This is a genomic window from Enterobacter vonholyi (assembly GCF_040834095.1).
Taxonomy (GTDB): domain Bacteria; phylum Pseudomonadota; class Gammaproteobacteria; order Enterobacterales; family Enterobacteriaceae; genus Enterobacter; species Enterobacter vonholyi.
This window is the reverse complement of record NZ_CP162152.1, coordinates 2,724,831-2,741,693: the sequence shown is the minus strand read 5'-3', so window position 1 is coordinate 2,741,693 and position 16,863 is coordinate 2,724,831. Positions and strand designations below refer to the sequence as shown.

The following is a 16,863-nucleotide window of genomic DNA, read 5'->3' as shown; positions in this document are numbered from 1 at the left end:
TGTCGTGAAACCACCGAAAGGTGGTTTTTTTGTGCCCCTGGCTTAGCGCGAAGTGATCATATCTCATCATCATCCCGATCCTGCTGTGCCCAAGGATTTGCTGCCATACCAGAACGGTAAGCCTAACTTTCTAATATCAAGCCCGGAAAGCAGGGCGATTTTCAGATAACCTGCAACCAATCTTAAACAAACATTTCACTGGTCAGACACAGGTTGCCGCCGCTGATAAACTGGTTGGTATCCACCCCGGAGAGCGGAAGGTTATTGTCATGCAATATGAAGAACAGCAGCTTATCAACGGCCTTTTCGAGCGTCTTAAACAGGCCGGACAACAAAACAGCCAACGGGATGCAGATGCGGAGCGTCAGATCGCTGAATTCGTCAGACAGCAGCCTGCGGCCCCCTACTATATGGCGCAATCGATTTTGATTCAGGAAGCGGCGTTGAAACGCCTGCAGTCCAGGGTTCAGGAGCTGGAAAGCGAATTAGCCGCGCAAAAAAGCAAACCCTCGACGGGCGGCAGTTTCCTCGGCGGCCTGTTTGGTGGCGGGAAAAGTAACCCGCAGCCTGAAAACAGCTGGAATGCCCAGCCGCAACAGCCGCCGGCGCAGGATTACTCTCGGGCGCCAGCGCCGGCTACTCGCGGCGGCGGTTTTATGGCTGGCGCGCTCCAGACAGCCGCTGGCGTGGCCGGTGGCATCGCGCTGGCCGAGATGCTTACCAGCATGTTCCATCAGTCGCGGCCGGAAGAGATAGTGAACATCATCGAAGAACCGATAATACCCGTCGGTGGTGAACCGTTTGTCGGTAATCAATACGGCGACTTCAATAACGTCTCTGACACCCGTTTCCTCAACCAGAACGATCCGCTCGGCAATAATAACGACGCCTGGCAGAACGACGATGTAGATGACGACTACAGCAATGACGACGACAGTTTTATTTAACGACGTTATCGTGTGACTACCGAAATGAAGTGAACCCCGAAAGTTGGATATCCTACGATTAGGGGTTTTGCGTTTCCGGGTCAAAAGAATCCTTCGACGCTACCCCTGAAGGCTCATAAATTAGATTCGTTTTACTACTTTCCTTACTAGCAAACCTGTAAGAATTGCCGGAAGCAATCTAAATAAAGAGGCGATATCGACTAAGGTATCCTCCAGTTCTTCTATTCCTTATGTGCCGAAATGGTCCATCACTGTATAAGCGCATTCGGCAGGTATCAAATCACACCCCGCCCAAATACGCCTTCCTCACCTCCTGATTCCCCAGCAGCTCCTCGCCGCTGCCGGTCAACCTGATCTGTCCGTTTACCATCACATACCCGCGGTCAGAGAGCTTCAACGCGTGATGCGCATTCTGCTCCACCAGAAAGATAGTCATGCCGTTACGGGCCAGCTCGCGCAGAGTCTGGAAGATCTGTTTCACCACAATCGGCGCCAGACCGAGGCTCGGTTCATCCAGCAGCAGCAGCTTCGGACGGCTCATCAGCGCCCGGGCGATCGCCAGCATCTGCTGTTCGCCACCGGACATGGTCATCGCGCGCTGCTTGCGCCGCTCTTTCAGGCGAGGGAAAAGGTCAAACATGGTTTGCATATCTTCAGCCGCAAACTGGCTGCCGATGGGGATGGTCCCCATCAGCAGATTCTCTTCAACGGTCATATCCGGAAAAATTCGTCTGCCTTCCGGCGCCTGCGCAATGCCGCCGGACGCGACGTAGTGGGTGGATTTATGGCTGATATCTTCACCGCCGAAAAGGATCTGCCCGCTGCGAATACGCGGCTGGCCAAAGATGGACATCAGCAATGTCGATTTTCCCGCGCCGTTTGCGCCAATCAGCGCCACGGTTTCCCCCTTATTCACCTCGAGGGAGACCTGCTTCAGTGCCTGAATGACGCCGTAAAAGACATCCACTTCGCGAAAAGCCAGCAGCGGTTCGCTCATAGGGAGACCTCGCTTTCATCCGTGCCCAGGTAGGCGGCAATGACCTTTTCATCATGCTGGATCTGCTCGGGTTTCCCCCTGGCAATCACATCGCCGTGGTCGAGCACGATAATGTCGTCCGAAATTTCCATCACCATCCCCATATCATGCTCAATCAGTAATACCGTTATGTCATGATGATCCCGCAGAAAACGAATAATGCTGCTGAGCTTATGCGTTTCAACCGGGTTCAGTCCGGCTGCGGGTTCATCCAGACAGATCATTTCCGGCCCGGTGCACATTGCTCGCGCGATTTCCAGTCGCCGCTGCTGGCCGTAGGACATCTCTCCCGCCAGGCGATTGGCGCACTCCACCAGATCTACCACTTCCAGCCAGTAGAAGGCTCTGTCCAGGGCGTCGCTTTCTGCCTGCCGGTAGGACGGCGTATTCAGGATCCCGGCAAGCAGATTGCGGTTAACGCGCATATGCTGCGCCACCAGCAGGTTTTCCACGACCGACATCTCGCGAAAAAGACGGATATTTTGAAACGTGCGCGCCAGCCCGGCACGGTTGACCAGGTGGGTTCCGCCGAACATTTTGTAGAAAAGACGCTGCCCGAGCTGCGCGGGGTTAATCCAGTCGCCGGGCTGGAATTTTTGCCCGAGTACCTGAATGACGTTGGTCGTTTTATGGCGGGTATTAAACAAAATGTTGCCGCCGGAGGCTCTGTAGAAGCCCGTCAGGCAGTTAAACACGGTGGTTTTTCCCGCCCCGTTTGGCCCAATCAGGGCGGTAATGGAGCCACGCTGCACGTCCAGGTTGACGTCGTTTAGCGCTTTAATCCCGCCGAAGTGCATCATCAGATGTTCAACGCGTAGTATCGTTCCGTTCATGGTGCGACGCCCTTACGCACGGCAAACCCGCTGCGGTTGATGCGGATCAAACCGCGTGGACGCCAGATCATCATCACCACCATCAGCATGCCAAACAGCAGGACGCGGTACTCGGCAAAACTGCGCAGCAGTTCCGGCGTTACCGTGAGCACAAAGGCGGCCAGCACCACGCCAAGCGTAGAGCCCATACCGCCCAGCACCACAATGGCGAGGATCAGTGCCGATTCAAAGAAGGTAAACGAGGTAGGATTCACGAACCCCTGATAGGTGGCGAAGAACACCCCGGCAATGCCCGCGGTCGACGCGCCCAGCGTAAAGGCGGAAAGCTTAACCAGAACATGATTCAGCCCCATTGAGCGGCAGGCAATTTCGTCTTCACGCAGCGCTTCCCACGCCCGACCAATCGGCATTCGCGTCAGGCGGTGCTTAATGTAGAGCACCAGCATCACCACCAGGAACAGCACCGCGTAGATAAAAATAAACTTCATGTTCGGGTTGTAGGTCAGGTGGAAAAATTCGTGGAAGGGCACGCCGCCTTCTTTCGCGCGTCGTCCAAATTCCAGGCCGAAAAAAGTGGGGGGAGGGGCCGACACGCCGTTGGGTCCGCCGGTGAAGGTCAGCCAGTTGTTCAGTATCAGGCGAATAATCTCCCCGAACCCGAGGGTGACGATGGCCAGATAGTCACCGTGCATGCGCAGTACCGGGAAACCGAGCAGGGCGCCTGCGGCGGCGGCCATGATCGCCGCCAGCGGCAGCATGCTCCAGAAGCCTAAGCCGAGATACTGGTACCCCAGCGCCAGACCGTACGCCCCAATCGCGTAGAACGCGACATATCCCAGATCCAGCAGACCGGCCAGACCCACGACGATGTTCAGCCCCAGACCGAGAAGCACGTAGATCAGCCCGAGAATGGCGACGGTCAGCACATATTTAGTGGCAACAAACGGAAAGCAAATCGCAAGAGCAATCACCAGAGGAATAATCCAGCGCATGCGGCTTTTGTATTCCGGTGGACGGACATATACGCCTGCGCTATCGGCTTCGAAGCGTGCCTGGAAACGGGCGCCCGCGGCGGTACCTAAAAAGGCGCTCAACAGAAAACGTCCGAGCATTACGGTGCCAACCATCCAGGCCAGGCGCTGCCCGGCGAAGGTAAAGCTGTACCCGTCCAGCACCACGCCCGCGATGGGACCGAAGATAATCAGCGCAACCAGCCCGGAAAAGATCGCGTCCAGCATGCAGCGTTTAAGTGAAAAGCCGTGTGATGTCATCATTCTCTCCTTCACACCTTGGCCACAACCGGGCGCCCGAGCAGTCCCTGGGGACGGAAAATAAGGATCATGACCAGCAGGCCGAACGAGAAGACGTCTTTATAGTCCGAGTTCACCATGCCCGAGAACTGGGCTTCCGCCACGCCCAGGATAAGGCCACCGAGCATGGCGCCAGGGAGGGAGCCGATGCCGCCGAGTACCGCCGCCGTAAAGGCTTTAATGCCGATCACGAACCCGACGTAGAAATCAAAGGTGCCGTAGTTCATGGTGATCAGTACCCCCGCCAGGCCCGCCATCGCCGCGCCGATAACAAAGACAAGCGAAATAATCCGGTCGGTGTTAATCCCCAGAATGGAGGCCATCTTACGATCCTGCTGGACCGCGCGGCACATTCGCCCCAGCCGGGTACGATTGATTATCCAGGTGAGCACCAGCATGCCGGCAAACGAGGCCAACAGAATAAACACTTTGGTGTAGGTTATCTGCACGAACCCGTCGCCCAGATGCAGGCGAATCACGCCGTCCAGCATGGTCGGCACCCCTTGCTGGCGCGGGCCCTGGCTCAGCTGCGCGTAGTTTTGCAGGATAAGCGACATCCCGATGGCGGAGATCAGCGGCGCCAGGCGCGTGGAGTTACGCAGCGGCTTGTAGGCGATACGCTCGATGGTCCAGCCGTACACCCCGGTGACCACAATCGTGAACACCAGCGTCCCGAGGATCAGCAGCGGGAAGGACTGCAGTCCGAAGAACGAGAGCAGCGCCAGGCCAATGGCGCAGAGATAGGCGGAAATCATATACACTTCGCCGTGGGCGAAATTAATCATGCCGATAATGCCGTACACCATGGTATAGCCGATGGCGATCAGGCCGTAGACGGAACCCAGCGTTAAGCCATTGATTAACTGTTGCAGGAAGAATGTACTCATCTTAGCGCGCTCGTTTTATAGGCCGCGCGAGACGCGCAGCCTGATGTTTATTACGCGCCGACGGGTAGGCCCGCCGACGTTGAGCGTGACTCCGTCCCGTTACTGCACTTCCTTATATTTTCCTTTGTCGTCCCACTGGTAAACAACGTAGTCAGACACTTTCAGATCGCCTTTGCTGTCCCAGGCTTTTTTGCCCATCACCGTGTCGACGGAATTGGCCTTCAGCCACTCGCTGGCTTTGGCAGAGTCCTTGCCGCCGGTGGCCTTGAAGGCCGCGGCAATGGCCTGTACGGAGGCATAGGAGTAAAGGGTGTAACCTTCCGGCTCGAATTTACCGGCGCGGAATTTCTCGATTACCGCTTTACCGTCCGGGATCAGGCGCGGGTCTTTACCGAAGGTCATGTAAATGCCGTTGGTGTACTGCGGGCCGCCCGCCGCGGTCACCATCTCCTCGTTGACGATACAGTCACCGGAGAAGAATTTGGCCTGCACGCCCTGTTCACGCATCTGGCGAACCAGCGGACCGGCTTCCGGGTGACAGCCACCGAAGAATACGACGTCCGGTTTTTGCGCGCCGATCTTGGTGACCAGCGCGTTAAAGTCTTTTTCACCGCGGGATAACCCTTCGTACATCACATCCTGAACCCCGCGTTTCGCCAGCGCCGCTTTGGTGGCGTCAGCCAGACCCTGACCATAGGTGTCTTTGTCGTGAATAATCACCACGCGCTTGGCTTTCAGCTTGTCGATGATGAAGTCGCTGGCAACCTGGCCCTGCTGGTCGTCGCGGCCGCACATGCGGAACATGTCGCTCATACCGCGTTCGGTAATCAGCGGGTTAGTGGAGCCGGGGGTAATCGCAATAATACCTGCGTCGCTATACACCTCGGAGGCGGGCATGGTGGAAGAGGAGCAGAAATGGCCGACCACGGCGTTGACTTTATCCTGGTCAACTAAACGGTTAGCGACGGCCACGGCCTGCTTGGGCTCGCAGGCATCATCCCCCTGAACCAGTTTGATCTTCTCGCCATTAATGCCGCCTGCGGCATTAATGTCTTCAGCGGCCTGCGTTGCGCCGTGCCAGTACTGATCGCCATAGGTGGCATTCGGACCCGTGAACGGCCCGGCCACGCCAATCACAATATCTGCCCGGGCGGAAAACGCCGTCACCAGGCAACCGGCCAACACAAGAGAAAGAGGAGTTCTGATAAATTTCAGCGACATTATTATGTTCCTTAGCAAAGAGGTTTTTGCACCACGGCGTAAACCCGAACGCCCGACGGCGCAGCCAATCCGAAACACGAGCAAGAACAAAATGCACTAAACGAACAAGATACAGACGGCATCCTGCATATTACGGCGAGATTTCCCTGCGCAGAGACGCGCGAAGAACGTTAAGCAAAAACGTTGCCAGAATGGTTAACCCATTGACGGGCATGTGACATGTTTGAGTATAGAGCGCCGCGTTATGCCGCCTTAGGGGAGGAGAAGAAATTACAGCGGAGATCACATATCGTTAACAATAAAGCCCATAAGTTGTGCAAAGGTCACGGTTTGCACGTTTTTGCAGCAATAAAGACCTAAACTTCAGCCCGGAGAGGGGTGAGATATGTGTTAGGATCGTTTCCTTTTTTGCAGGAGTATCAGCGATGACTGAAGGCCCATTGAATGAAAGCGAAATGGCGTGGCTTGAAGAGACGTTAATGTCTTACGGTCATGATGACGCGTCCGTGATTGACGTGTCCGAACTGGACGGCATGCTTACCGCAGTGCTTTCCGGTCCTGTTGTCGTTGAGCCAGATGCCTGGCTGGTGGCGGTGTGGGGGGGCGAGAAGTACATTCCGCGCTGGAAAAACGATCGTGAGATGAACCGTTTTATCGATCTCTGCTTTAAGCACATGAACGATATTGCCGAGCGTCTGAGCGAATACCCGGATCAGTTCGAACCGATGTTTGGCTATAACGATGTGGACGGTGAGAGTTATACCGTGGTGGAAGAGTGGTGCTATGGCTACATGCGCGGTGTGGCTCTGACGGACTGGTCAGCCTTGCCGGAAGCCCTGAAGGCCGATCTTGATGTGATTGCGCTGCACGGGACGGAAGAGAACAGCGACAAGCTGGATGAACTGTCCGAAGAGGAATATATCGCCAGCATCGAGAGCATCCAGCCTGCGGCGCTGCGCCTGTATAATTACTGGGTAAACAACCCGCAGCAGCCGGAAGCGAAGAAGCCGATTGTGAACGGCACGAAGGTCGGGCGTAACGATCCGTGTCCTTGCGGCAGCGGGAAGAAGTTTAAGAGCTGCTGTTTGCACTGAAACATTTTTGTGGCTTTGGTTCGTTCACCTTAAGACCAGTAGAAGGTAATACGTTCTTAACCTGTGAACGATATAAGGGGCCGTCGAGGCCCCTTATATGGCAAGGCGTAGCAGACCGAGAATAAGCTGAATGTCTATTGTTGCTCATCGAATATCTTTGATCTATACACCCCGAAGTGCTTAGTTGTATTCTTGTATTGTCATATATCTTTCTGGTGTTTATCTTTTCATTTAATTCATGAATGTTTATTTTGCGCTTATTTATGCGTTGAATAAATTAAATCCTTTATCCCTTCCTGTGAAATAAGGTTTTAATATTCGGCCTCCGGGCGTATATTTTGATTAATCTTATCGGTTGTTCAAAAGGATAATTGACGATGGCAGGACAATCAGACACGGTTCAATATCAGGATACACTGAATCGTTATTTACTTTATTTTCCCAGAAATAAAACCGTTTTATCTGATGTTCTCTCGTTTAGCGGGGAAGAAGAACTCAGTAAACCTTACCGTTATACTATTCGCTTTACCAGCTCAACACCGAACATCGCGGTTAAAGACGTCCTTAACCAGATGGCCGAGTTTATTCTGCGTGCCCCGAATCCGAGAGCAGGCTGGCATCATCAGGATCCCTGGCTGCCGGTGCGGCAGATAAATGGCGTAATCACGTCATTTTCCCGTCTGAAGTCGTCCGCCGATGAAACGCTGTATGAATGCGTGCTGGAGCATGAACTGGCGCTGATGGACCGAAATTACCGTTCGGCCGTGTACATGGACATGACCGTGCCTGAGCTTGTCACGAAGTTAATGAAGGACAGCGGGTATTTTCAGGGTTACAACATCGATTTCGACCAGCTGGGCTTCAGCTATCCGCTGCGGGAAATGGTTATCCAGTGGAAAGAAACCGATCTCCAGTTTATCCGCCGCCTGCTGGCCGAAGTCGGGATCTGGTTTCGCTTTGAAAATCACGACAAGGTACCGGCCGAAACGGTGGTGATTTTTGGCGACGGGGGCCGTCGCTACGTATTCAGCGATAAAAAGCTGCCATACGTTCCTAATTCGGGCATGACCAGTCATGAAGAGTACGTTACCGAGCTTGAAGAGCGCTACCAGCTCATTCCCGAAAACGTGCTGGTCCGCACCTACAACTATCGCGATCCGTTTTCCCCGCAGGCGGATAAAACTCTTACCGACAACGACATTCCTGACGGGATAATCCGCGGCAAACAGTACCACTACGCCGATCATTTTCTGAGTGAAGGCGACTTTTATGGACAGGAGGCGGAAACGGCTACGTTTTACGCGCGCCTGCGCTATGAGCGTCTGCTGAACAATCAGAGCGTGCTGGGGGTGACGACCAGCGATCCGGAACTGCTGCCGGGCGTGATGTTTAACCTGACAGGCGATATTCCTGCCGGGTTTAAGCCTGGATTCGTTGTCACCACGATGACGCTCTCCGGCAGCCGCGCGGAGCACTATCGCGCCGTCCTGAAGGGCATTCCCTATCTGCACGGCTACAGCTACCGTCCGGACTATCTGCCGCGTCCGGTGATAGCCGGAACCGTGCCCGGCCGCGTAGCGGCCATTAATCGCGATCCCACGTATGCCGGAGTCGATGCGCAGGGTCGCTACCGCGTGAAGTTTGATTTTGACCTTGATGAAAAACGTGACGGCTTTGAAAGTGCGCTGATGCGTCTGGGCAGACCGTACGGCGGGGATGTGTTTGGGTTTCACTTCCCGCTGCTGGACGGGACGGAGGTGGCAGTCGCCTTTGAAGGCGGCGACCCGGACAGGCCGTATATCGCGCACGTCATGCATGACGGCAGCCATCCGGATTTGGTCACAAACCGCAACGATACCCGCAACGTGATCCGCACGGCCGCCTCGAACAAAATCCGCCTTGAGGATCGCCGGGGTGAGGAACATATCAAGATTTCCACGGAGCACGGCAAGGGACAGGTCAGCGTCGGCCACCTGGTCGATGCCACGGGGAAAAAACGCGGGCAGGGCGTGGAAGCCCGCACCGATGACTGGATGGCGCTGCGTGCCGCCAAAGGGGTACTCATTACCACAGAGGCCCAGCCCCGCGCGCAGGGCCAACAGCTGGATATGACGGCCGCCATCGCGCAGCTGGAAAAAGCATTGTCGCTGGCGATGACGCTGCAACAAAGCGCCTTAACGGCCGGTGCCGGGAATGTGGATACCGATCAGCAAAACCAGCTGGCCCGGGTGCTGAACCAGCTGACAGGGCCGGGCATTCTGGCGTATGCCGAAAAAGGTGCCGCACACGTCACCCCGCAGAGCCTGCAGCTGTCCGCCGGGAAAGACCTGATCGCAACAGCAGGTCAGGATGCCAGCGTGAACGTGGTGAAAAAATTCTCGCTGACCGTGGGGGAAAAACTCTCGCTGTTCGTCCGCAAGCTCGGCATCCAGATGATTGCCGGTGCCGGGGATATCACGACGCAGGCCCAGCGTGGTGCCATGCACATGCTCTCGCAGAAAGATTTCACGATGGCGAGCACCGCCGGGCAGCTGAACGGCAGTGCCAAACAGGGCATACAGCTGGTCTGTGGCGGCGGCGGGATCCGAGTCAGTCCGAACGGGCTGGTCACCATCTTTTCGCCAACGGGAATCGAACTTAAAGGACCCAACCTGAAGTATGACGGTCCGGAAAGCGCGCAGGTCACGGTCCCGCCGTTCAATAAGGGCGCATTCAAATTCCGCTACCAGCTGCACGCCGGAGATGACCCGGAACAAATTCTCGCAAACAAAAAATTCAGGCTGACCAGCTCGGCCGGAAACGTGGTTGAGGGTGTCACGGACAGCAACGGTCATTCATCGTTACTCGATGCCGATGACCTGGATACCTACAAAATGGAGTTACTGTAATGACGGAAGCGAGGAAAAGCCCGTATGCGCCACGGGTAATATCAGAAGGGGATATTCCTGTACACAGGGATTTGGGGGAAGTTGCTCAGACCTGCCGTGTGGGCGTACCGCGCCCGATGCCGGGGATCGTTATTCTGGTCCACGGCGTGAATGATGTAGGCGAAGCGTACCAGAACCAGGAGAAGGGCATTATCGCGGGCCTGAGTAAACGTCTTGGCCGCACAGACTTTTACACCCATGAATGGGGGGACTACAGAATCACCCGTCCCGGGCGTTCACCGGTTATCCCGTTTTACTGGGGGTATAAGCCTGTTACGCATGACGACTATAAAGCAGATCAGAAGCAGTACCGGGATGAAGTGGGTAAGCTGAAGGACCAGGCTCACCTGCCGTACGATGCCTATCAGGAAGATAATACTGATAAAAAAGCCGATCTGGGTAATGACGGAAAAGGTGCGTTTAAGTACCAGAACGATAACTTTGGTAATGCGCTGGAAGCGAACTTTGCCAAAGGGGGCGGTACCTTCGCGAACGCCACAACCAATATTCCCGACATGCTTGGGCCGGGGGCGGGTGGTGTGGCTCTGGCGGCTGCGGGATTTGCATCACTGCATATGAATGACGGGGATTACACTCACCCTATCTATGAAAACCCCCACCGAATCTATCAGTTTTTTGCTGCCCAGCGCCTCGCTGATTTGATTTTACAAATCCGAACCGAAGAGGCAACTAAACATGATGTTATTAACATCGTGGCGCACAGCCAGGGGACCATCATCACCATGCTGGCAAATATGCTGGTAAAACAGGCAGGACAGAATCCGGTGAACTGCGTCATTCTGAATCATTCCCCTTATTCACTGGAGTCCCGCGTGGCTGAAAATATTCAGCCCGGATACCAACAGACGGATGCCGCCAGACAGAAGACATTCAAAAATTTCTGTAGCCTGATGTATACCCAGTGGAAAGGGGGAGGAAAATTAGACGAGGATGAATTACTGACCCTGGAAGCCTCCTGTACGTTGCGTAAACCTTCAGATAACCCGCTGCGGGGTGATGATCGATATTGTCGGAACAACAACGGCAAAGTGTACAACTACTTCTGCCCGAACGATGGTGTTGTGTCACTTGAGAATGTGCAGGGGTTCGGCTGGGGTGGTATCCCCCAAAAAATAGCCAGTGTTATTCCTAACCTGTTCCAGCGAGTTTTTTATCAGCATGGCGAAGTAGGAAAAGCACCTGACACTAAACCCTTTGCGTTGCCACAACGAAAAGATGGGGATGCAAAATATTCGTTTCTCCCGAATGCCAGCTACCGAGCCCATGACGTAGTGATAAACGGTGAAGAATTGCCAGAGCCCTTTATTTTCAAACTACAGGGTCAGGATAACCATCCTGATAATGACCCTGAAACGAGTGACAAGCCGTATACGTATTATATCGACCCGGATAGCCCAGACGCCTACATATCCTATTCAGCTAAAGCCAGTGCCATTAAGCGCACGGATTCTGCGATGTATATGCTTAACAGTTATCAGCGTATTAGCTGGAAGCCTGGGCATGTTTTAACACCAGATGAGCTGAAGGGGGAAAGCCTTGACCGGGGGCATACCGTTATTCACGGGGAAGTAACTGGTTCAAAAGATTACCCTGTGTTGTCCATTACCTGGCTGAAAACCCGTGAAGAACTTGAAAAAGAATGGAAAAAAGTTGACCCGGTAAGCTACAGCCAGCATTCGTCAATTGTCATGAGCGAGTTTGCACCATCGCACGCGATGGCGTTCGACCTTGCAATTGGTCAGTGTAAGTCGTTTGACTACAAAGCCGGTAAATTCTGGGAAGGGTTGTTACACCGTGCAGACTGGCGTGATCCTCAAAGCGGTAATCAATATGCGAGGGAATATTACAAATCGGGTCGATTGCCAACGGCCTCTACAAAAGATTTTATGAATAAACCCGATGAGGTGCTGCCTGCGGGTGACTTCGGTGTGAAAAATGATTATGCCGGTATCCGGCCGCGATCACGTAACCTGATGGATATTGAGACGGGAACCGCCAGGCCGGAAGATTTCCAGGAAGTAAAATTATTGCAATGGGAAATGCCAAAACCTAAAAGTGACAGCCAGCTGGCTTAAGGATTAGATATGAAAGGATTATGTACAGGCTTGGCGGTCACAGCTATTTTTCTGGCAGCGGCTTGTCAAGCCCAGGAGCCGCCGACGCAGGTGGTTTACCGATTCAGTGACCATCGCTATCTGGAGCTGAAGGGCTGGGACTGCGAAGGTGAACTCTGGTACACCGATACGCAGAGGGCTATACATTCTCAGGTTTATTTTCAGTTTTATCGGATCTTCACGCGTAAATTTATTCATCCTTCAGAAAAATATATGTCTGTACCTATTTGGGGGACAGATGGTTTCAGGGTATCGAAGGACTATGGTCGGACATGGAAACTTGCACAGTTTGTCCCAGGAGAAAATGAACCCAATGGTGATGATAGTGCGCCTTATGAAGATGTTCTCTCTTTCACCGTAGTCAACGATCAGGGTTTTTTGCAGACCAAACACCGGCTGTATATGTCGTCAAAGCCGTTTGATGACCCGCGCATTTTGCCTGGTGGGTCGGGGATTAAATATCGTTTAGACAGCGGTGAAATGGATGAAATTACGCCAGATGCCCCAGGGTGGTCTTGGGGGATGGTTTATTTTACGCAGGAAGGTTTACAAGGAAAGGTTATGCGCCGTGAGGCCAATTATCAGGACCTCCCCGATAAAGTACCGGAAGTAAAAGGCTATACCGGCTGGGACCATATGTGGTGCGATATGGATGCGGGGCGATAAAGCATGAAAGGATTATGCATAGGTCTGACAGCTGCAGCTGTATTTATGGCAGTTGGTTGCCAGGCGAAAGAGCCGCCGACGCAGGTGGTGTACCGGTTCGATGACCATCGTTATCTGGAGCTGAAGGGATGGGACTGCGAGGGTGAACTCTGGTACACGGATACACAGCGGGGTATCCACACGGAGCCAGTCAGCCAGTTTTACCGGATATTTACCAAAAAATATGTGCATCCATCAGAACGTTACATTGCGCTTCCGACCTGGGATGTAAGTGGTTTTCTTGTTTCGAAAGATTACGGTCAGACTTGGCATGATGCACTGTTTTCCCCTGGTGAAAATGATCTTAATGGAATGAATGCCCCACAGCAGGAAGATGTTCTTTCTTTTACCGTCGTCAACGATCAGGGTTTTTTGCAAACGAAACACCGGCTGTATATGTCATCAAAGCCGTTTGATGACCCGCGTATTTTGCCTGGAGGGGCGGGTATTTTTTATAGCCTTGCTAATGGGGAAAAAGACAGTATTACTTCGGAAGCACCAGGATGGGCTTGGGGATTGATTTACTTCACGCGAGAAGGACTTGTTGGAAAAATAATGAGTCATGAAGCCAACTATCAGGATCTTCCTGACAGGGTACCGGAAATAAAGGGTTATACCGGCTGGGACCATATGCGGTGCGATATGGATGCGGGGCGATAAAGCATGAAAGGATTATGCTCAGGTCTGACAGCTGCAGCTGTATTTATAGCAGCGGGTTGCCAGGCGAAAGAGCCGCCGACGCAGGTGGTTTATCGGTTTGACGATCATCGCTATCTGGAGCTGAAAGGCTGGGACTGCGAAGGTGAACTCTGGTACACGGATACGAAGAGAGGTATTCATACCGAACCGGTCAGCCAGTATTACCGATTATTTACCCGCAAATTTATCCATCCGTCAGAACGATATATTGCAATAACAGGCTGGGGCGCTGGTGGGTTTATGGTGTCCAAAGACTACGGACAAACCTGGCATTCTGTAGGTATTGCACCCGGTCACAATGAGCCAAATGGTGATGATGGTCCTCCTTATGAAGACGTTCTTTCTTTCACAGTCGTCAACGAGCAGGGTTTTTTACAGACGAAACACCGGCTGTATATGTCGTCAAAACCGTTTGATGACCCGCGTATTCTGCCCGGTGGTCCAGGGATTGAGTATACCGTGGATGATGGTATGGGGAGCAAAGTAAACGGCAAGCTGGAACCTCGATTTCCTGGCCCAGCTTGGGGGCTGGACTACATCACCAAGCAAGGTCTGAAAGAGAATACGGCGCAGTTTAAAACGAACTATCAGGGCCTCCCCGATAAAGTCCCGGAAGTAAAAGGCTACACCGGCTGGGACCATATGCGCTGCGATATAGATGCTGGGCGGAAAAGTTATTAACTTAAAAGGACGTAGGATATGAAATTTATTAAAATATATGACATTAACGTGTTAGCATGTAACATTTTGTTTTTACTGGTGGCTTGCACCAGTTTATCTGGATGTTTGACCTACTCGCTTTCCCAGAAAATTGGTGATGGAAAGGACGTATCAATATCATATAGCAATGATGAAATTATTGGCTTCTCCAAAGGTATTGACAGTAATAAAAAGGAAGGTTGGGTTTTTATTGGTAAAAATTTTGATTATTTACTATCTAGTGGGGGCGATTCAATTGTAAGTCTTCTAAATGATGACTCAATTGATAAAAAAAGCCTTACAGCGCGCGGCGAAGAACAGTTTGTGATTTCACAAAAGGGTAATGCGTTTTCTGGAAGTATCTATATTCTGTATAAAAATGCCCCGTTAATTGATGGCGTCCGTAATTCATTGAAACAGCATGGTTTTATTTGCCATAGCAATAACAATTGTGAGCTAACAGTACGTTTCCTTTCTGGTAGTATTCATAAGAAAAATACCCAACAAGATAATAGCAAAGTATTAATGTTCTATCAGCCAGTCAAAATTGCATTTTACAAGAAAAGTACGTCTACATCCCCAGCTGTCGCTGGTGCGCTCTTATACCCTGTTACTCTTGCTGTGGATATTGTTACATCGCCATTGCAATTAATTAGTTTGCCTCTTGTTGGTATTGCAAGTATGGCATCAATGAAAGCTCACTAAAAGGAATGAAGTGATGAACGGCGTAATTCGACTCAATGACCCGCTGGTAAGCGGCGGGAAAGTGATTAAGGCGTCAGGCGCGCAATTTATGGGCCTGCCCGTGGCTCTGAAAGGCGATGAAGTGACGTGTACGGAGCATAAAGGGACGTTCCCTATTAACGATTGTCACCCAACCTGGACGATGAACGGCCGCGGCGTGGTCGTGGACGGCTGTAAAGCGGCGTGTGGTTGTGCTATCCGGACCACGCTACCTGTTGCGGGGGCTGTGTGATGAACTGGTGGTTGTATCCTGAACAGGACGAATTTAAAGAAGACTACCCCTATCTGGCAGTTTTTATCCTATATGTGATCGTCGTGATTATCGGTATTGCTGTTCGGGCAGTCACCTGGCCGGGTAATAAACATGTTGATCTCGATTTTCTTGCCCAGTCCGTTGTTATTCCAGTTGTTTTTCTGACGGGGTTCGTTCAGATGTGGTCTGTCGTGTATCACGGCATGAGGCACTACATGGAAACGAGGCTGCTGATTGCCGCCCGGCAGGAATACAAGGTTGTCAGCTTTGCCCGGGGGAATATTACCCTTGCTGGCTGGTCCGTACTCACTCCACCAAAGGCAACAAAGGAACTGGCACTGAGAATGCTGAAACTTGAGGGAGAGTTTCCGCTGGCCGCTAAAATGCCGTTGAAAATCGAGCTGGAAGAATCGTTCGATTTCACGAGGGCCGGGCAGGCAGTATCCCGCGTTCTGGAGCCCATGGCAGGGAAACTTTCTCGGTACCAGCAGATTGAAGCGCTGGTGTGGGTTCGAGGCGGGGATGAATCCTTTAGCGATGAACTCCTGCGCGTGCTTGAACGTTCTGCGATCGCGACGAAGAAAATCACTTTTTTACCTGAATGCCCGGACTATACGCAAGTCACGGAATGGATAAATCTGTCGAAAAGCTACGTCGTTCAACGGCTGCTTATCTGCGTCGATCTGCATTCTGACGAAGAAGCATCTAAACAGATGGAAAATGTTACGGCACTTCTCTTCACGAACGACTACGTCAAAACTGAAGGAGAAAAACCTGTTTATCTTTACCAGCCGATGACAGGTGTCAATGACGTTGAAAGCAAGGTACCGGTTTATCTGAGGACGGAAACGGTCAGTAAACCTAAACTGCTCTGGTATACCGGGTTATCCCGCACAGAGAAGTATCCGCTGCTGGAAGTGCTGGACGAGAACAAAGTGGTGCCGGACAGGCTGGAGCTTGAGGCTTCGCTCGGTGAGCGCTCTGCCGGTTATCAGTGGCTGATGCTGGCGCTGGCCGCTGATGCGGTTATGTATGGGCAGGGCGATCAGCTTGTGGCCGCGTCCGCACAGAACCATTTTGCCATGGCCGCGCTATCCTCCCGGTTGACCTGCCAACCCGATTACCCCGAAGAAAAAAGATATACGTTGCCGTGGCAAGCTGGCGGGATTGGCGGTCTGATGTTGTTTTTTGGGCTGATGTTAATCATTGCCAGCGTTGGTGAAGCCGGTAAAACTCTGTCCGGCTGGTTTATAACGATAATGGCGGTTCTGTTAATAGGTTTATTCCTTGGGATGGGGACATTGTTTACCTTGTATTATGGTGACAAAGCTTATGAGCACATGGGGATGTGATGATGAATGAAGCATTAATTT

The 16,863-nt window shown here is 52.6% G+C and carries 15 protein-coding genes; 10 read left to right on the top strand and 5 right to left on the bottom strand.

Annotated features, from left to right (window positions below):
• The first annotated feature begins 269 nt into the window (after positions 1-269).
• Positions 270-947: a DUF2076 domain-containing protein gene (locus AB3N39_RS12920; RefSeq protein ID WP_136195799.1), complete on the top strand. Its 678-nt coding sequence runs from the start codon at positions 270-272 to the stop codon at positions 945-947.
• Positions 948-1,227: 280 nt separating this feature from the next.
• On the opposite strand, the gene AB3N39_RS12915 is transcribed toward AB3N39_RS12920, so the two are convergent.
• The 5 genes from AB3N39_RS12915 to AB3N39_RS12895 all read right to left on the bottom strand — a co-directional run bounded on the left by AB3N39_RS12915 (position 1,228) and on the right by AB3N39_RS12895 (position 6,234).
• Positions 1,228-1,944, bottom strand: coding sequence for an ABC transporter ATP-binding protein (locus tag AB3N39_RS12915; RefSeq protein ID WP_111964853.1), 717 nt, complete (start codon positions 1,942-1,944; stop codon positions 1,228-1,230).
• A complete protein-coding gene (locus AB3N39_RS12910; protein ID WP_136195798.1) occupies positions 1,941-2,816 on the bottom strand; it encodes an ATP-binding cassette domain-containing protein in 876 nt (291 codons plus the stop codon). Before AB3N39_RS12910 ends, AB3N39_RS12915 begins: the two co-directional genes overlap by 4 nt.
• Positions 2,813-4,087: a high-affinity branched-chain amino acid ABC transporter permease LivM gene (gene livM / locus AB3N39_RS12905; protein WP_149366619.1), complete on the bottom strand. Its 1,275-nt coding sequence runs from the start codon at positions 4,085-4,087 to the stop codon at positions 2,813-2,815. Before livM ends, AB3N39_RS12910 begins: the two co-directional genes overlap by 4 nt.
• 11 nt (positions 4,088-4,098) lie before the next feature.
• The gene (locus tag AB3N39_RS12900; protein WP_115875715.1) at positions 4,099-5,013 is read right to left on the bottom strand and encodes a branched-chain amino acid ABC transporter permease LivH; all 915 of its coding nucleotides are present in this window, start codon (positions 5,011-5,013) and stop codon (positions 4,099-4,101) included.
• A gap of 99 nt (positions 5,014-5,112) precedes the next feature.
• On the bottom strand, positions 5,113-6,234 hold the full coding sequence (locus tag AB3N39_RS12895; RefSeq protein WP_023312277.1) for a branched-chain amino acid ABC transporter substrate-binding protein: 1,122 nt from the start codon (positions 6,232-6,234) through the stop codon (positions 5,113-5,115).
• A gap of 425 nt (positions 6,235-6,659) precedes the next feature.
• Here AB3N39_RS12895 and AB3N39_RS12890 point away from each other — a divergent pair, with 425 nt between their 5' ends.
• From AB3N39_RS12890 to AB3N39_RS12850, 9 genes are all read left to right on the top strand, one after another.
• Positions 6,660-7,328 carry a YecA family protein gene (locus AB3N39_RS12890; protein WP_133294712.1) on the top strand — a complete coding sequence of 223 codons (669 nt, stop codon included), beginning with the start codon at positions 6,660-6,662 and terminating at the stop codon, positions 7,326-7,328.
• Positions 7,329-7,705: 377 nt separating this feature from the next.
• On the top strand, positions 7,706-10,216 hold the full coding sequence (locus AB3N39_RS12885) for a type VI secretion system Vgr family protein (protein ID WP_367896775.1): 2,511 nt from the start codon (positions 7,706-7,708) through the stop codon (positions 10,214-10,216).
• Positions 10,216-12,351, top strand: coding sequence for a DUF3274 domain-containing protein (locus AB3N39_RS12880; RefSeq protein ID WP_133294710.1), 2,136 nt, complete (start codon positions 10,216-10,218; stop codon positions 12,349-12,351). The genes AB3N39_RS12885 and AB3N39_RS12880 overlap by 1 nt, the downstream gene beginning before the upstream one ends.
• Before the next feature lie 9 nt (positions 12,352-12,360).
• Complete coding sequence (locus AB3N39_RS12875) at positions 12,361-13,056, top strand: hypothetical protein (protein WP_133294709.1); 696 nt, start codon at positions 12,361-12,363, stop codon at positions 13,054-13,056.
• Between the two features lie 3 nt (positions 13,057-13,059).
• The gene (locus AB3N39_RS12870; RefSeq protein ID WP_133294708.1) at positions 13,060-13,755 is read left to right on the top strand and encodes a hypothetical protein; all 696 of its coding nucleotides are present in this window, start codon (positions 13,060-13,062) and stop codon (positions 13,753-13,755) included.
• Between the two features lie 3 nt (positions 13,756-13,758).
• The gene (locus AB3N39_RS12865; RefSeq protein WP_136195794.1) at positions 13,759-14,475 is read left to right on the top strand and encodes a hypothetical protein; all 717 of its coding nucleotides are present in this window, start codon (positions 13,759-13,761) and stop codon (positions 14,473-14,475) included.
• A gap of 18 nt (positions 14,476-14,493) precedes the next feature.
• A complete protein-coding gene (locus tag AB3N39_RS12860) occupies positions 14,494-15,198 on the top strand; it encodes a hypothetical protein (protein ID WP_133294706.1) in 705 nt (234 codons plus the stop codon).
• 13 nt (positions 15,199-15,211) lie between these two features.
• A complete protein-coding gene (locus tag AB3N39_RS12855) occupies positions 15,212-15,469 on the top strand; it encodes a PAAR domain-containing protein (protein WP_045356826.1) in 258 nt (85 codons plus the stop codon).
• Positions 15,466-16,842, top strand: coding sequence for a hypothetical protein (locus tag AB3N39_RS12850; RefSeq protein WP_367896774.1), 1,377 nt, complete (start codon positions 15,466-15,468; stop codon positions 16,840-16,842). The genes AB3N39_RS12855 and AB3N39_RS12850 overlap by 4 nt, the downstream gene beginning before the upstream one ends.
• Positions 16,843-16,863: the final 21 nt, after the last annotated feature.